This is a genomic window from Syntrophobacter fumaroxidans MPOB, assembly GCF_000014965.1.
GTDB classification, from domain to species: Bacteria; Desulfobacterota; Syntrophobacteria; order Syntrophobacterales; family Syntrophobacteraceae; genus Syntrophobacter; species Syntrophobacter fumaroxidans.
In genome coordinates this window covers 35506-52770 of sequence record NC_008554.1, presented here as the reverse complement: position 1 = coordinate 52770, position 17265 = coordinate 35506, and the positions used below count along the sequence as shown (strand labels likewise).

The 17265-nt window shown below is 60.1% G+C and carries 12 protein-coding genes and 1 riboswitch; of the genes, 1 reads left to right on the top strand and 11 read right to left on the bottom strand.

The window, feature by feature from the left end:
- Nucleotides 1–43 precede the first annotated feature (43 nt).
- From SFUM_RS00205 to SFUM_RS00145, 11 genes are all read right to left on the bottom strand, one after another.
- Complete coding sequence (locus SFUM_RS00205; RefSeq protein WP_011696913.1) at nucleotides 44–697, bottom strand: 4Fe-4S dicluster domain-containing protein; 654 nt, start codon at nucleotides 695–697, stop codon at nucleotides 44–46.
- 12 nt (nucleotides 698–709) lie between these two features.
- Nucleotides 710–3760, bottom strand: coding sequence for a formate dehydrogenase-N subunit alpha (gene fdnG / locus SFUM_RS00200; protein ID WP_150109390.1), 3051 nt, complete (start codon nucleotides 3758–3760; stop codon nucleotides 710–712).
- Between the two features lie 289 nt (nucleotides 3761–4049).
- Nucleotides 4050–4853, bottom strand: coding sequence for a formate dehydrogenase accessory sulfurtransferase FdhD (gene fdhD, locus SFUM_RS00190; RefSeq protein ID WP_011696910.1), 804 nt, complete (start codon nucleotides 4851–4853; stop codon nucleotides 4050–4052).
- Nucleotides 4854–4924: 71 nt separating this feature from the next.
- Nucleotides 4925–5392: a winged helix-turn-helix domain-containing protein gene (locus SFUM_RS00185; protein ID WP_011696909.1), complete on the bottom strand. Its 468-nt coding sequence runs from the start codon at nucleotides 5390–5392 to the stop codon at nucleotides 4925–4927.
- Nucleotides 5393–5419: 27 nt separating this feature from the next.
- Nucleotides 5420–7054 carry an FmdE family protein gene (locus tag SFUM_RS00180; protein ID WP_011696908.1) on the bottom strand — a complete coding sequence of 545 codons (1635 nt, stop codon included), beginning with the start codon at nucleotides 7052–7054 and terminating at the stop codon, nucleotides 5420–5422.
- Nucleotides 7055–7834: 780 nt separating this feature from the next.
- Nucleotides 7835–10549 (bottom strand): formate dehydrogenase subunit alpha, encoded by a 2715-nt coding sequence (fdhF, locus tag SFUM_RS22265; protein WP_083763874.1) that lies wholly within the window; start codon nucleotides 10547–10549, stop codon nucleotides 7835–7837.
- 815 nt (nucleotides 10550–11364) lie between these two features.
- Nucleotides 11365–12093 carry an energy-coupling factor ABC transporter ATP-binding protein gene (locus tag SFUM_RS00165; protein WP_011696905.1) on the bottom strand — a complete coding sequence of 243 codons (729 nt, stop codon included), beginning with the start codon at nucleotides 12091–12093 and terminating at the stop codon, nucleotides 11365–11367.
- On the bottom strand, nucleotides 12093–12785 hold the full coding sequence (locus tag SFUM_RS00160; RefSeq protein ID WP_011696904.1) for an ABC transporter permease: 693 nt from the start codon (nucleotides 12783–12785) through the stop codon (nucleotides 12093–12095). Before SFUM_RS00160 ends, SFUM_RS00165 begins: the two co-directional genes overlap by 1 nt.
- Before the next feature lie 33 nt (nucleotides 12786–12818).
- Complete coding sequence (locus SFUM_RS00155; protein ID WP_011696903.1) at nucleotides 12819–13664, bottom strand: ABC transporter substrate-binding protein; 846 nt, start codon at nucleotides 13662–13664, stop codon at nucleotides 12819–12821.
- Between the two features lie 251 nt (nucleotides 13665–13915).
- A riboswitch (molybdenum cofactor riboswitch) is annotated at nucleotides 13916–14026 on the bottom strand.
- Between the two features lie 182 nt (nucleotides 14027–14208).
- On the bottom strand, nucleotides 14209–14658 hold the full coding sequence (locus SFUM_RS00150) for a Fur family transcriptional regulator (protein WP_011696901.1): 450 nt from the start codon (nucleotides 14656–14658) through the stop codon (nucleotides 14209–14211).
- A gap of 90 nt (nucleotides 14659–14748) precedes the next feature.
- Nucleotides 14749–15687, bottom strand: a complete 939-nt coding sequence (locus SFUM_RS00145) for a metal ABC transporter solute-binding protein, Zn/Mn family (protein WP_011696900.1) — start codon at nucleotides 15685–15687, stop codon at nucleotides 14749–14751.
- A gap of 682 nt (nucleotides 15688–16369) precedes the next feature.
- On the opposite strand from SFUM_RS00145, the gene SFUM_RS00140 reads away from it, so the two are divergent.
- Nucleotides 16370–17203: a sugar phosphate isomerase/epimerase family protein gene (locus tag SFUM_RS00140; protein WP_011696899.1), complete on the top strand. Its 834-nt coding sequence runs from the start codon at nucleotides 16370–16372 to the stop codon at nucleotides 17201–17203.
- The last annotated feature ends 62 nt before the right edge of the window (nucleotides 17204–17265 follow it).

Genomic DNA, 17265 nt, shown 5'->3' with positions numbered 1-17265 from the left:
AAGGAAAGGGGCGCTCCCCCGACTGGAAGCACCCCTCTCTTCCTCATGCCACCGCGTACTGATGGTACTTCTTCGGATCGTCCGTGACGATGTAGATCACCCGGACCTCGTCCGGGTTGAGCGCCATCGCTTTGGGATAGGTCTTCTTCAACTCCTCGACGCGCTTCTTCACCATTTCGACGATGGCGTCCCGCTCCCCGAACGCCATCGCGCCGGTGGGACAACTCTGGACGCACGCCGGGATCCTGTTGTTGGTGATTCGGTCAAGACACATGGTGCACTTGAAAAACACCTTGCTCTTGGCGTCCTGGCGAGGAATGTTGTACGGGCAGGCGCCCTTGACTTCCTCGAAAGGCGCCTCCTTGGATGCCGGTTTGAAGATCACCGCCCCCGTCGCCTCATCCCTCGTCGCACCCTCCGGCTGGTATCCGCCGATGGAATCCACGCACGGCGGTTCGAGGCAATGCCGGCATTGCTCCGAAAAGAAATACCAGTAGGGTTTTCCGTTTTCCTTGATCCCCTCCGAAAACCGGACCAGCTTCCACGTTTCCGCGGAGACGTCCTGGGGGTTCTGATACGTGCCCACCTGCTTGGTCTTCGTGCCGGGCAAACCGTTCCATTGTTTACAGGCCACCTGGCAGCCACGGCAGGCGGTGCACCTGGAGGTATCGACCATTATGGATTTTCCCTTCGACATGTCTCACTCCTCCTACACCTTCGTCACGTTGACCATGAAGGCTTTATATTCCGGGGTCATGGTGTTCGCATCACCGGCGGTGGGGGTCAGCAGGTTGGCGGTATCACCGCAATCCTTGGGGAAAAGCCAGCCGTAGTTGAAGGTCATCCCCACCTGGTGGATCGTCTGCCCGCCGACCTGGAAGGGACGGAACCGCGTGGTCACCATGGCCACGCATTCCACCTTGCCGCGTGGAGACTCCACCCGGACCCTCTCCCCGTTCTTGATGCCGCGGAGCTCGGCAAGCTCTCTGCTGATTTCGACATAGGCCTCCGGCTGGGCTTCCGTGAGCCATGACTGCCATCTGGTCTCGGCGCCGGTGCACCAGTGTTCCGTGCAGGAATATGTGGTGCAGACGAAAGGAAACTTGGGATCGCACCCCGAGTACAGGTCGCACTCCTTTGTAAATATTTTGATGGCCGGATTGTTCAGTTGCGAAGACATCGGGTTCTTGGCCAGCGGCCCCTCGAGCGGCTCATAGTGCTCGGGGAAGGGTCCGTCCGCCAGCCCCGGCCCGAAGAGGGAGGCCACGCCGTCCGGCTTCATAATGAACGGCAGCTTTCCCTTTTCTTTGTCGCTCAGAGGCGGCCAGGGGCCGTCCGGAACATCACCCACCCATTTCCCGTCCACCCACTTTAGAAGGGGACGGCTGGGATCGAAGGGTTGCCCGTTCTTATCCACCGAAGCCCGGTTGTAAAGGATCCGGCGATTGACCGGCCAGGCCCAGCCCCATTCAGGGTACAGGCCGAGGCCCGTCGGGTCGTCCTTCTTCCTGCGGGCCATAAGGTTGGTCCCGTCCGCGGCGAACGCTCCGGAATAGATCCAGTTGCCGCAGGAAGTCTTCCCGTCGGCCTGCAGATTGCCGAAACCGGGAACGCACTGCCCCTTCTTGAACGTCTTGTCGCCGATGGTCACATCCTCCAGGAAAAGCCCGTTCACCGCCTTGGAAGTCGCCAAGGCGTCGTAGTGGCCCTTGGCATCTCCATAATTCCACACCAGGTTGACGATCGGGTCAGGGAATGCGCCCTTCTCTTTCTTGTAGAGATCCTTCAACTTGTTCACCAGTCGATAGAGGATGTCCCCTACCGACAGTGCGTCTCCCGGGGGCTTCTCGGCCGTGTATTTCCACTGCAGCATGCGCCCGCTGTTGCTCATGCTGCCTTCTTTCTCCATGGATGCCGCCGCCGGAAGCAGGAAGACCTCGGTCTTGACCTTCTTCGGATCCAGGCCCGGGCCTTTCCAGAATGACGCGGTCTCGTTGTCGAAGATGTTCACATGCACCATCCAGTCCAGCTTCGTAAAGGCCTGCCTCACCTTGTTCGCATTGGGCAGGCTGACGGCCGGATCCTGGCCGATACACGTGAATCCCTTGATCTTGCCCTCATACATCTTGTCGATCATGTTCAGAACCGTCGCGTCCTGCCCATCATCGAGCTTGGGTACGTTGGCATAACCGAAATCGTTTTCCTTGACGGCCTTGTCTCCGTACCAGGCCTTCAAGAGGCTCACCATGTACTTGGGCGTGTTCTGGTACCAGTTCGCCGATTGAGGTTCGCTGGTCTTCGGCGTGTTCTTCTTCAAATACTCCTCCAGGGTGGTCAGAGAGGCCACAGGCGCCTTCAAATAGCCCGGAAGAATGTGTGAAAGGATCGCATGGTCGGTCGATCCCTGGACGTTCGGCTCGCCGCGCAGCGCGTTGATCCCGCCTCCGGCGATACCCATGTTGCCCAGCAGGCCCTGAATGATCGACATGGCCCTGATGTTCTGAACGCCGACGGTGTGCTGCGTCCAGCCGAGGGCGTAGAGCTCCGTTCCGGCTTTGTCCTTGACTCCCGTCGAGGCGTACAGTTCATAAACCGTCTTGAGATCTTCCACCGGCGTGCCGGTGATCGAGGAAACCTTGTCAATGTCGTACCGGGAGTAATGAGCCTTCAGCATCTGCAGCACGCACCGCGGGTTCTCAAAGGTCGGATCCTTTTGCGGAATGCCCTTCTCATCCACCTTGATGGCCCACGTCGACTTGTCGTACTTTCTCGCGGCAGGGTCGTACCCCGAGAACAGACCGTCGTTGAAACTGAACTTCTCGTCCACGATGAAGGAGGCGTTGGTGTAATCCCTTACGTACTCTTCGAAATACTTCTTGTTCTCGAGAATGTACTTGATCATCCCGCCGAGAAAAGCGATGTCGGTACCCGACCTCAGGGCGATGTAATGATCCGCCAGGGCTGAAGTCCTGGTGAAACGGGGATCCACGTGGATGATCTTGGCTCCTCTCTCCTCCCTGGCCCGCAGCACCCACTTGAAGGAAATCGGATGCATCTCCGCGGCGTTGCTGCCCATGATCAAAATAACGTCGGCATTCTTGATATCGATGTAATGATTCGTCATTGAACCACGTCCGAACGACTCTCCCAGAGCCGCTACGCTCGGACCGTGTCAGACTCTGGCCTGGTGGTCGATGTAGACGAGGCCGAGTGCCCTCACCGCGGCGGTCACCATCCAGCACTCTTCATTGTCCAGCTTGGAACTGCCCAGATGCGAGATGCTCTCCAACCGGTTGACGACCTGTCCTTTTGCGTTCTTGACCATGAAGTCCTTGTCGCGGGTGGCTTTGATTCTCTTTGCGATCTCGGTCAGAGCCCAATCCATCGTCTTGGGTTCCCACTTGTCGCCGCCGGGCTTGCGATAGAGGACCTTGGTCAAACGATGCTCGTTGCGGGCCGACATCTGAAGGCTTGCCGCACCTTTCGCACAAAGCGATCCTTCCGTGACGGGATGGTCCGGATCCCCTTCGATGTTGATGATTTTGCCGGTTTTCTGATCGGTGCTGCAAATCAACCCGCACGTTACCGAACAATAGTAACAGAGCGAGTAGGTCTGCTTGGCGCTCTTCACCTTCTCGATCTTACTGAGTTCCTCCGCGTGGGCCATGATCGGGCGCATGTCGACTCCCAGAGACGACAGCGCCAGACCGGCCCCCATGGTGCCGGAGATCAAAAGGAACTCACGTCGTGTGACTCCCATGTTCTTCTCCTCCTCTCGTGTAAACCTTCGGAAGAATTACATAAGTTTCCCTGACATCCGCCCGGTTTCCGACCGTGTGTCACAAAACCGCCGCGTTCCATCCTTATTCATACTTGTGATACCTAGAACAATTAGTTAATGATTTCAATATGTTAATTTAAACACATAAGGCGCAAACCTGGCCTCCAAAGAGTCGAACGGAACGCGAAAGGTCTGGATTTGACGGAACAAACCGGCCGGGGGGGAGACTTCGAGGTCGGTTGCGTACATAAATGCACAACCCCGCTGTTCAGCAGCGAAGGACCCTTTCGGGATGGGTGTATATGCTCATGCTCTTCTCGCGCAGAAAGCCGATCAGGGTCATGTTGAGCCGGTCGGCCATGGCCACCGCCAGGCTCGTGGCGGCCGACAACCCGGCGAAAACCTCAAAGCCCGCGACGCCGGCCTTCTGCACCATTTCAAAGCTCAACCGGGAGGAAACCACGCCCAGGAAAACCTTTCCCAGTTCCCTGGTCTTCAGGAGCGCCCCGATCACCTTGTCGAACGCATTGTGACGGCCGATATCCTCCGCGAAAGCAAGCAGGTTCGCCCGGTCGTCAAACGCCGCGGCCGAATGGGTGGAGCCGGTCCGGGGGAAAATGGCCTGGCGGCCTTCGAAAACATCCTTGAGCCGCAGGATCTCCTCCAGCTCGATATGGCGACAGGTTTCCACAGGGGGAATGTCGTCGAAGATCTCCTCGGCCTCACGCTTCCCGCAAAGACCGCAGCTGGACTTGCTCAGGTACTCCGCGCGCTCTTTGCGCACCGATTTCGCCCTCTTACGGTCCCGGCTGAGGTGGACCATCACTCTGCGTTCCCCGGGAATGGCCTCGCAATGTTCGATGGACGCAATGTCGTCGTAGGATCGGATGATCCCCTCGGTAAAGCAGAAGCCGGCCGCCAGGTTGATATCGTCTCCCGGGAGGCGCATGGTGATGGCATACGGCGAATCATCGACATAGATTTCAAGAAGCTCCTCCACCGCCAGCTCGTTCTCGGCGGAGAACAGCCCGTTGTCCTTGAATCTTGCCGTCATGTGCTTGAGGGTTTGCATTCTCCGCATCCTCCTTCAAACCATGGATGTGAACAGCGCTTCCATGGGGCCAAGGGCCATGGAGAGCGCGATCATTGCCTCAGGAACTTGTCCCCGCCCTTTTCCTTGTACCCTCGCACGGGCCAGGGAAAGATTTCCGCGGCTTTTCGCAAGGCTTCCCGCTCGATTTCCTGGAACCAGAGGAGGTATTTCTCCTTGAGCATCCTTCCCTCCTCGGTCAAATTGTGTCCCTCCTTTTTGCTGCGGCACTGCGCGATCAGCTTGACACCGAGAACCTTCTCGGTTTTTCTTATTTTACCCCACGCGGCGCGATACGACATTCCGAGATCCTCGGCCGCTTTGCGCAACGATCCGTGCTCCTCGATTTTCTCCAGCAGGAACGCTCGCCCGGCGCCAAAAAACACCCCATCGCCCGTTTCCAGCCAAATATGCAGCCGGATGGTCGGTTCATTCAGAACCTCCACGGGTTTGGTCTTCCCCTTGGACTCGGACCGCCTTGCAGGACGGGCGGCAGAGTCCTCCTGCGATTGCGACGGCATCGCCACCTCCCTCGTTCGACAGACCCGTCAGCCCCCGAACGGGCATTTGGGAAAGGTACAGGCCTTGCACTCCAAGCAGAACGAACCGTGCCCGAGCTTCGCCAGATCGCGGCGGGCAATGTCCACTCCCGCAAGCAGGCGCGGAAAAAGCAGGTCGAAGCTCGTGGTCTTGAAATAGAGGGCGCAGGCCGGCACGCCCATGACCTGCACCGAACCGATGCGGGCCAGCAGAGTCATGGCTCCGGGAAGGACCGGAGCGCCGTAGAGCATATCCATTGCGCCGGCATCCTTCAGGCCCTGGCGCGTGACATCATCGGGATCCACCGAGAGCCCGGCGGTGGTCACAAGCAGGTCGGCACCGGCCCGCACAAGCTCGTGCACGCCGTCACGGATTGCCACGCGGTCGTCCGGAACAATCACCGCCTTGACCACTTTACAGTCCAGCGCCTCGACCTTTGCCCCGATAATCGGAATGAAGCGGTCTTCGATGAGTCCCTGAAACACCTCGCTCCCGGTGACCAGTATGCCGACCCGGGCCTTGCGCATGGGCAGAACTCGAAAGAGCGGTCCGTAGCGCAGGACGGCCAAAGCCTTCATGAAAGCGGAACGAGGCAGATACAGCGGAATGGCCCTGGTCCCGCCGAGCATCCTGCCGTTTCGCACCAGGGTGTATCCTCTTCGCGAGGCGCACATCACCCCGGCGACCATGTTGAACTCTTCGAGGGACTCCTCTTCCACGAGGAACAGGCCGTCGCGGTCCGCCACGAAATTGATCTTCCCCTCCCTGGGAGGCTCGACGAACCGCACGCCCTCGCCCGCCATGGCCCGAGCGAAGGCAAGTGCCGCCTGGTCTTCGTGAATCCATTCGCCGTCGGGCGTATTGCCCTGGTCCACGTAGACTCTCTGCCGGCCCATCTGCTGCAGCCGGCACAGGTCGCCCACCGATATCTGCTGGCCGCGCCGGAAGGCGGCTCCCTTGCTTTTTCCGGGCAGAATCTGGGTCATGTCGTGCAGCATGGATCGGCCCACGGCGTCCTGCACGGGCACCGCCAGGAGATCCGGACCGTCCGGGAAGCCATCCGATTCAACTTCCCCGGGAACCGCATAGGGAGCTTCTCCCTGACACCCCCGGCAAATCCCTCCATCGTCGGCCGGATAAGGCTCCCCGCAGAGCGTGCAGGTGCCGATGCTGCCTTTGTGGTGCCGCACCAGGAACTGCGGTTGGATTCGGATGTCCTGCACCCCGTAGATCCCGTAGCCCGCTTCCTTGATTTGCCTGAGAAGGAGCCCGGTATCTTGCGCCGCTTTCGGCTTCAGTTTGAACAGCCACGCCTCCGCCTCCGGCCAGGCACGTATCTTGGCCGCATCCACGAAGACCCTCACCCCGCTGCCCGTGCTCTTGTCATAAAGGCTCAGCGCATACCGGCCGAGGTTCAGCACTCGCACCCATCCGTTCCCCACCGTGCAGGGGGTGAGCAACTGAACGGCGTCCGGCAGACAACTCGCCGTTTCGCACACGGCATCGAACAACACGCCTTCGGGCATGCGGCTCAAAGCCAAATCCACCATCACCCCGCCCATCATCAGGCCGGGCGCTGCATAGCCATGGAAAGATTTCACCAGTTCCAGATACTCGTCGTACGAATACCGTCCTATTTTCATTTCGAATTCCCACCGCATCTTCATGCCGATTCAGGATTTCTTCCACCAGTCTCAAACCGGGTTACCTGGAAAACAGATTCCCGGGTGAGACTTTTTCAGGCTTCGCGGGTAACGCGGGCGCCATGGACAATTACACTGTATAACAAACTCTCGGGTGAAACTTTTTCACGCTTCGCACGTGAGGCGCAGCATCATGGATAACTGCGTTCAAGATGATCGCATCGGGCGGGAGGGCATAAAGCCCTCCCCTTGTATACGTCTGACCGGCGCATCGGTCCGCACGGGCGGCGTTTATCACGCCTCCGTCACCTCTCACTACGTCTGGCAACCATATCGGGGCGGGGTTTATCCCACCCGCGTCACCTCCCACCGGGCAGGTGTCGTATAATCTTGAACGCACCTCAATATCAGAGCTCTCCAGGGTTTTCCCCCGTTCATGGGAGTATACCCGTTATGCCAACAATAATACAACCCTTATGTCTGTGCCGCCCGCATCCCGGGCCATTTCCCCCGGATTTCGGCCTCCTGACGGGTGCAACCGCTTCCCCGTCGAGACCCGGACTAAGGATTGTTCCGTTGGATTTCGGTGTGCGTCGGGATGACGACGATGACTTTCCTGCTTCGTTGCGCGTTTCCGCCCCGGCGGGTCGCCGGAGCGGCGGGTTTGCCCCTGATCGTCACAATCACATGCCGCCCGGTTCAAAGAACAAGAATCCGTGGGCCTCAGGCACGGCGGGCGGGGATAAACCCCGCCCGCCGATGAAATCCCGAGGCCTGCGATCAGGCCTTTTCGATCTTGACCGCGCAGGCTTTGTATTCCGCGGTCTGCGTGACCGGATCGAAGACCGGGTTGGTCAGCCAGTTGGCACAGCCATCGCGGAAATGGAAGGCCATCCAGACCATGCCCTTCGGAACGCGGTCGGTGGGATTGGCCGTAACCACCACTTCCCCGCGGCGCGATTTCACCCGGACTTTGTCGCCGACCTGAATTCCCATGGCGATGCCGTCTTCCCGGGACATGTCGGCCGTCTCTTCGCCCAGAAGGTCGTTCAATCCCTCACACCTTCCCGTCTGGGTCCGCGTATGGTAGTGGAACAGCCGCCGGCCCGTGCTGAGCACGAACGGATACTCCTTGTCCGGCACCTCCGCCGGGGGTGTCCAGTCCACAGGAACCAGATTCCCCAGTCCGCAGGTGAACTTGCCGTCCCGATGCAAGGTCGGCGTTCCCGGATGTTCTTCGGTCGGCGCGGGCCACTGCAGACCATCCTTCTCGATGCGCCGATACTTGATTCCGCCAAGAGCCGGAGCCAGCACCGAGATTTCATTGTCCCACAGTTCCTGCGCGCTTGAAGACGCCCACTCCTGTCCCATGCGTCGGGCGATTTCCTTGAAAACCCACCAGTTGGGCTTGGCCACACCCGGCGGTTCGCTCACGGTCCGCACCCGGCTCACCCGCCGCTCGCTGTTGCTGAAGGTTCCGTCGTTCTCGCTCCAGGCAGCGACCGGAAATACGACGTCCGCAAAGCGCGTCGTCTCCGTCGGGAAGATATCGTTGCAGACCAGGAATTCGGCCGAATCCAGGCAGTGCTCCACGTGCCGGATGTCCGGCTCGGTATTGGCCAGGTTCTCACCGAAGATGTAAAAGGCCTTGACCTTCCCCGACGCCAGGCCGTCCATCATCTGCGGCATCATCAGACCGGGTTTGTCGGGAAGTCCCTTGACGTTCCAGGCCGCTTCAAACTTCGCCCTCGCCTTGGGATCCGCCACCTGTTGATACCCGGGGAAAACATTGGGCAGAGCGCCCATGTCGCAGGCTCCCTGCACGTTGTTCTGGCCGCGCAACGGGTTGACGCCGCCGCATTCGAATCCCACATTGCCGAGGAGCATCTGCAGGTTCGCGCAGGACAGCACGTTGTTCATGCCGCAGGTGTGTTCGGTGATGCCCAGCGTGTAAGCCAGCATGGCCGGGCGCACCGTGGCGAGCTTGCGCGCGACCTGCCGGATGGTCTCGGCGTCGACCCCGGAGATCTCGGCCGCCCGCTCCGGCGGATACTCCATGACTTTCTTTTTCAGCTCGTCAAAACCCGTACAGCAGTTCTTGACGTATTCCTTGTCGTAGAGATCCTCCGTGATGAGCACGTGCATCAGGCCGTTGAGGAGCGCGATGTCGCTGCCCACGCGGAGTTGGAGGTGCTGGGAAGCGTGATCGGCAAGGCCCGTGCGGCGCGGATCCACCACGATCAGTTCCCCACCGTTCTGCACCGCGTTCTTCACAAAACTCGAAGCCACGGGGTGCGCTTCCGTCATGTTGGTGCCTATGGCCAGAATCAGTTTCGCCCGCGCAAAATCGCCGAACGAGTTCGTCATTGCTCCGGAACCGAAAGATTTCGCCAGACCGGCGACGGTTGGAGCGTGTCAGGTACGTGCGCAGTTGTCGATGTTGTTGGTTCCGATCACCGCGCGGAACAGCTTCTGCATCTGGTAGGAGTCTTCGTTGAGGCTGCGCGACGAGCTCACCCCCGCGATGGCGTCCGGACCGTGTTTTTTCTTGATTTCCGTGAACTTCTTTGCGACCAGATCGAGCGCCTCGTCCCATGAAGCCTCACGAAACGCACCGTTTTCCTTGATCAAAGGCGTCTTCAGCCGCTCTTCCGAATAGATGAAGTCATAACCGAAGCGGCCCTTCACACACAACCGGCCTTCATTGGGAGCGCCGTCCTCGACCCCCGTGACCTTGACGATCCGGCCGTCCTTGACGTGCAGCCACATCTGGCAGCCCACGCCGCAGTAGGGGCAGGTCGTGCGGACCTTTTCCATCTCCCACGCCCGGCCCTTGAACCTCGACTTTTTCTCGGTCAGGGCACCCACCGGGCATGCCTGAACGCATTGACCGCAGGAAACGCAGTTGGATTCCATCAGGTTGGTGTTGTTGAACGTCGTGATGTAGGAATCCGAACCGCGAGCCGCGACATCGATGGCGCCGTTCACCTGCACCTGCAGGCAGGCCCTGACGCAGCGGCCGCACAGCACGCACTTGTTGTGGTCGCGGACGATCATCGGATGTGAATCGTCCTTGATCTTGGGAACGAATTGCGACTTGATGCGAACATGGTCGATGCCGTGCTCGTAAACCAGGTTTTGGAGCTCGCAGCTGCCCGTCTGCTCGCACAGCAGGCAATTGTGGTCCCCGTAGGCGAGGAGCAGTTCCAGCACCGTTTTACGCACCCCGACCACCTTGGGTGAGTGCGTGTTCACAACCATCCCGTCGGTTGCGGGGGTGGTACAGGAAGGCGGGAGACCGCGCATGTTCTCGATTTCGACGATGCACAATCTGCATCCCCCGTAGGGTGGCATCTGGGGATGGTAGCACAGGGTGGGCACATGAACGTCGTTGGCCCGAAGAACTTCGAGGACCGTCTGCCCTTTTTTTCCCTTGACCTCCCTTCCCTTGAAATCCTTCCCGTTGACCTTGAGAGTGATGATATCGTCTTTCATAGGCCCTCTTTCTGTGTGTGTTCGTGAAGACAATTTCCCGGTAACCGCTTGACAACCGCCGGGCCGGCGCCCTCAAACCGCCGATCCGACCCCCTGACCCGAAAGACTCCCTCGTTTCCGGCCACGCCTCCTCCGGACCTCTCATCGGCACTCCCACACCCGGGCAAACCCGGCGCATCAAGCTTCCGAAGCGGCCCTGTTCGCGGACCCGACAGCAAAGGGACTCCACTGAATCGTTGTATCCGGCTTGACATAACCACCGCCAGTATAGACGCCTTCACCCTGAAGTCAAGAGAAAGGTTTCACATTTTCACTTTGCCTTCTCGAAACAATAACGAAGTGAACTATTTATTGCGAAATGCACATGGTCGGCTGCAAAACGTGATTGCCGGCGGGATTGGCTGGCGATCGCGCATCGCTTTCAGGTTGGTTTTGCGGATTTCCCATCGGCGGGAAAGGAGACGCGCGCGCTTCGGACCCGTGAGGCGGTCAACGGCCGTCGTTGATGCCGACGGGGACGGCATCAGGCCGGGATATCTTTGTCCCGGGCGGATTCGCATCGAGTATGGGGAAATTTTTCAAGTTTCGTTATATCAGACTTGACATAATAAAAATCTTGTGAGATTCTTCATTCGCAATCAGCTTTATGCTCTGTTCCTTTCTCTGTGATTGGGCCTTCGGGCCCAATCTCCTTTTTGAGGAACGGCACCGGACCCCGGACGATGCCGACCGGTCCGCGGCAATGCCCCGCCCGGTGCATCCGGAGCGTTACACGTCTTCCGCCCGGCAGGCTTCGGGCGGGAAAACCCCCTTCGCTACTCGGCGTCCTCCCAGGGCGCCCAGACCTTGCGCTCGACGATCTGATCCCCGAAGACCTGCCGCACCGATCCCGTCTTGATGATCCGCCCTTCATAGAGGACCATCACTCGATCGGCGAGATAGGGAATTTCCGTGTAGTCGTGGGTGACGAACAGGGTGGTCATGTTCATGTCCTTGAGGAGCTTCCCGAGCTCGCCGAGCAGGGAGCGGCGCGTGGGATAATCGAGCGAAGCGAAGGGTTCGTCCAGGAAAAGGACTTCCGGCTCCAGGGCAAATGCGCGGGCCAGGCTCGTTCGCTGAGCTTCGCCGCCTGAAAGCCGACGCGCCTTTCGGGAAGCGAGATGGGCGATTCCGAAACGATCCAGCCAGCGATTGGCCCGCTGTTCGGCCTCCCTCCCCGTGACTCCCCGCAGGCGGAGTGCGATCATGAGGTTGCGGCGCACCGTGGCATCCAGCAGCAAAGCCTCCTGGAACACCAGCGCCATGCGGCGGCGCAACGCCAGGGCATTGTCCCTGCCCGCCGGACGGCCGTCAAAGCGTACCGTCCCCTCCGTCGGCTCCTGAAGCAGGGCGAGGGTGAGAAGAAGGCTGGACTTGCCGGAACCGTTGGGACCGACGAGCGCCAGGACTTCCCCCCGCTGAAGGGAAAACTCCGGGATATGGAAGATGTCCCGCCCGTCCAGCCGGAGTCGCAAATCCTTTGCCGCGATCAAGTGTTCGGCCATCACCGGCCCCTTTGCTGCAGGTAGCTCAATGAGGCCATGATGCCGAAGGAAAGCGCCAGCAGGATGATGCTCAGCCCCGTGGCGAGCGCGAAACTCCCCTTGGAAACCTCAAGGACCGTGGCGGTAGTGAGCACGCGCGTATAGCCGCGCACGTTGCCGCCCACCATCATGGACGCGCCCACCTCGCTGATGACGCCGCCGAAACCGGCTATTACAGCGGCCAGGATGCCCAGGCGCGCCTCCCAGAGCAGCAGGAACAGGAACTGGATGCGGGTCGCTCCCAGGGACAGGATTTGCAGGCGGAGCTTGGGGTTGACCGACTGGATAGCCGCCATGGCGAACCCCGCCACGATGGGCGAAGCGATGACCGCCTGCGCGATGACCATGGCCGTGGGGGAATAGAGGAGACCCAGCGTGCCCAACGGCCCGTATCGGGTCAGGAACAGCCACGTGACGAGCCCCACGACCACGGGGGGAAGTCCCATCCCGAAGTTGACCAGGCTCACCACGAATCCGCGGCCGAAAAATCGGGTCAGGGCCAGGAAAGTGCCGAACGGAAGGCCGATCAGGACACTGATGAAGGTTGCGGTCGTGGAGACCTGGAGCGTCCTCAGGGTGATGGCCACTACATCGGGGTCCAAAGTGACGAGCAGCCTTGCCGCTTCGACGATGCCTTCGGAAATGACGTTCAAAGCTGACCTCCCGTCATACGCTCCGGGCCTTCCCTACATCTGCTTTCCAGCGTCGGGGAAAAAGAGCGGCTGACCGAACTTGTCCTTGCCGAATTCACCGATGAACTTCTGGACGTCGGGCCGCACCATGAATTCGACGAAAGCCTTGGCGCCGGGGCCGTTGACCTTGGCGAATTTCTCCGGATTCACCTGCATGACGTGATAGATGTTGAGCAGGGCCTTGTCCCCTTCGGACAGGATGTCGAGCTTGACGTTCTTCTTCTGGGCGAGGTAGGTTCCGCGGTCCGTAAGCGTGTATCCCTGCTGTTCGGAAGCCATCAGCAGGGTCGCCCCCATGCCCTGCCCGGATTCCCGGTACCATTTCCCTGCGGGCTGAATTTCCACCTTCTTCCACAGAGATTTTTCCTTTTTGTGCGTGCCGGAATCGTCCCCCCGGGAAATGAACACGGCTTCCTTCGCCGCGACGGCCTTGAGCGCATCCGCACTCGGCTTGCCTTTGATCCCCGCCGGGTCTCCCGCCGGGCCGACGATCACGAAGTCGTTGTGCATGACCAGCTGATAGTTGATCACCATCCCGCCGTCAACCAGCTTCTTCTCCGCCTCGGGAGCGTGAACCAGGAGCACGTCCGCTTCGCCCTTCTCACCCATTGCCAAAGCCTGCCCCGTGCCGGCGGAGATGGTCTTGACACGGTATCCGGTTTCTTTTTCGAACTTCGGGATCAATGCGTCAAGGAGTCCGGTATCCACGGTGGACGTGGTGGTCGCCAATATAAGATCCTTTATTTGGGGTTCCGCGCAATCCCCGTCCCGCACACCGATGAAGCCGAAACAAACCAGGGCAACGAGCACCGCACCAGCCAAAACCGATTTTCTCAACATGGCTCCTCTCCTTTATGGTGAATGGTGACCTTCCGTATCGCATTCCGCAGGCTGTCTCAGGACACTCGGCGATCCGCGTGAACCGCCGCCGCAATCGGCACGCCGTTTCATCCCCGGCGGAAACCCGCGGGACTCCGCGCGGCACCCAAACCTCCCCGCCCGGACCATCCACCCCGCCGCTCCGGCCCCTGCGGGGCCAACGAGGCAAAAAAACCGGAACCCGCGAAAAGGGCAGGCTCCGGCACTGGAAACCCGGTTTGACCTGCTCCCCTTTCCGCAACGGGAGGCATGCCCGTTTCCAGGCACACCCTGCCGGCCGCCGCAAAAGCCTTAGACCCGGCGGCTCGGGGAGCGACCGTTCTTTTTATCCGAAATCGAAGTGACGCGTGCCTCCCTGCACGAAACGAGTCGTTCCGTCGACTGGCCGGCAGCATAGGGGCATCTCATCCTTTTAAACCCAAAAAGGAAGACAAAGTCAAACTGAAAACCGGTGGGTCGGGGAAACGGCCGGAGTGCGTCACCTTCCCGTGCTCCGGCCTCCCCCTCAGTTATCCTTGGCGCCGCGATTCTCCAGGCAGTTCCCGCATATCCCGTCCAGGCGCACCTCGACGTTGCGGATCAAGGACGCGCAGGACCGTTGCAGTGCCTGCAAATCGATGGGAAGCGCACCGGGATCGAGACATTGCATGTTCCCGCAAACGCTGCAGAAAAAATGATGATGGGAGGGATGGTTCGAGCTGGGGGCCAGGCCGTACCGGAAACCCCTGTCGCCCGAGCTGATCCGCTGGACGACCCCCTTGTCCACGAGAAGATCGAGTATGCGGTAGACCGTCACCCGGTCCACGACGCGGGATCGTTTCAGCGTCCGGTGAATCTCCCGGTGACTCAGCGGACACGGGCTGTCCCCGATGACCTCCAGCACCCTCAACCGGTGAACCGTCAGGCTCACTCCCGAGCGTTTCAGAAGATCGGAATAATCGCATTGGCGGCACATAACGGCTCCCATGCAACCCGAGCCCCGGAGTCGGCGCGCTTCACCGGACCGCGGGGCATTCGCGTAGTCGGTGCATCGCGGGATGCGGCATCAGTGCAGTGATGCGTGGATTTTCCCCGCGAATTCCCGCAGGTTCCTGTCCCAGTCGGCCGACATCGGATCGGCAAATTCCACCCGCGAGCCGATGGCCTCGGCAATGACCTTGGCGCTCCTGTCGGAAAACTGCGGCTGCACGAAAACCGTTCCGACCCTGCGTTTCCGCGCTTGTTCGATCAACCGCTGCAGATCGGCCGCCTTCGGTTCCTTGCCTTCGATTTCGATGGACACCTGCTGGAGGTTGTAGGCTTCGGCAAAATAGCCCCAGGCCGGATGAAAGACGATGAACTCCCCTTTCGGCCTGTCTTGAAACAGGTTCAGTAGAAAGTGATCCAGCTCGACCAGTTCCTCCACGAACTTCCGGTAGTTCGTCTCGTAGGCCCCCCGGTGAGCGGGATCCGCCTCGACCAGCCCGGCGAGGATGTGCCGCGCCTGGATCATCACCAGCGGAGGGGAAGTCCACACGTGAGGGTCCTCCCCGCCGTGAGAATGCTCCCTCGCAGCGGACTCCGGATGCGTGTGCGCCTCTTCCTTCTCCGGGGTAGCATGGTCGTGTTCCATGGAAAGCTTTGCGATTCCGGCATCGGTCCGGACGATGCGCATTTTAGGATTGGCCGCGGCGAACCGATCGAGCCAGACGTCCTCGAACGGCGCGCCGACGGCAAAATAGATTTTCGACCGGGTAAGCCCCGTCATCCTCTGCGGCTTGGGATCGTAGACGTGCGGTTCCGCTCCCGGTTCCACCATCACGGTGACGGAAACCAGGTCCCCGCCGATCTTCTCCACAAAATACTTCTGAGGCAGAATGCTGACGGTGACCTCCAGACGACCTTTCGCCTCCGCGGCGCCGACGGCGGCCGGAGCCCCGGCGACCGCAAAAACCAGGCTCAAACCAAGCAGAAGTTTTGCGACAACTCTCGCAGGATGTGTCATGGTCTCCCTCCGGAATTTGCCGAGTGCCCCCTTGCAACGGCGTTGGAACAAAGTTCTTCTCCTTCCACCAGAATCCGAATATCCTGCCCGCCCGTGAAACGGCCGTCTTCCGCCCTTCGGCCTGCTCAGCAGGCAAATTCCCCGCCCGTCAGCGCGAAAGGCGCAATCTCCGACCACGGGCATGAATTCTCCGCCCATCGGAAGGAAAGGCGCCAAGCCGAATCGCATGCAGCGCCGTCCACCGCTGTGCCACCGCGCCGCCCTCCCTGACGGAAGCGAATCGCGGCCGCATCGCGCCGGGCAGCCCATGATGCAACAAAGTTGCATCCCGTGCAACCGGTATCTTCGCGGTGCCGTTCGCCGGCCCATTCCCGCAAGGAAGGCACCCGGCGGCACCGCTCGTTTTCCGCCATGCGCCATCACCGCGGGCCGGAATCGGCAAAACCCGCAAAATGGAAGCGCACGATCGGACTTGCATTGACAACGAGGATGTGGCCTTCTATACAGGACCCCAGCCATTCCATGACGGGAATTCGCGCATCGGTGCCTTCGGGGCTCGTTTCCCCGGTTTTTTCGATGGAGCGTGGGCGACAAATGAAGTAAACAAAAAGAGTCCGTCGTATTGACACGCCTCATGGAGATGGTGAGTATATACACGTAAATTTTGGTCAATCAGGGGAAAATGAAACCATATTTCAGCGACGCCATGCAGACCCTCCTCAGGCAGGTTCACATCAACATGCCGATCAAGCTCCTGCCGAAATACCTGGAGATGATTCTGCATTACCGGCTCAACGTGGAGCTGGGCTTCGAGGCGGTGGAGCTGGACCGGATGTCGGGGAAAGAACTGAGTGCCGTCGCCGGGAAGCTTCACGGGAGGAACTGCCGCATCAGCCTGCACGGGCCTTTCTGGGACCTGAGCACGGGCAGCGTCGATCCTTTGATTCGCAAGGTTTCGGTTTCGCGGTTTCAGCAACTGTTTGAAACGCTGGACATTTTTCGCCCGGTCCAGGTGGTCCTGCACACGGGGTTCGACCCACGGCATCATCGCGGGCACCGGCGCGCCTGGCTGGACAACAGCATGGCCATCTGGGAGCCGTTGGTGAAACGCGCCGAAGGGCTGAACATCCCGCTGCTGCTGGAAAACGTCTGGGAAAGGGACCCGGAGCTGCACCTGGAACTGTTCGGGAGGATCGATTCACCGTTTTTCGGCTTCTGCCTGGATGTCGGACACCAGCACAGCTTTTCCGGGACTGCCCTCTCGGTATGGCTGGAAGCCTTGTGGCACGTTCTCAGGGAGATTCACGTGCACGATAACGACGGGAGCCGGGATGCTCACCTGCCGGTGGGGCGCGGGAGCATCGATTTTGCGCTCCTGTTCGATTTCCTGAAGGCCAGGAACCTGACTCCTCTCTTGACTCTCGAACCCCACCTGGAAGAACATCTTCCCGAGAGCCTGTCCGGTCTGATGAGGGTGATGACGGCCTGCGGAACCGCGTGGCCCGTCTTGTCGTAGCGGTCCTCTTCGAGGGGCCGAACGGCTTTGGTTGACCATATCGTGATGAGGGAGTGATCGAA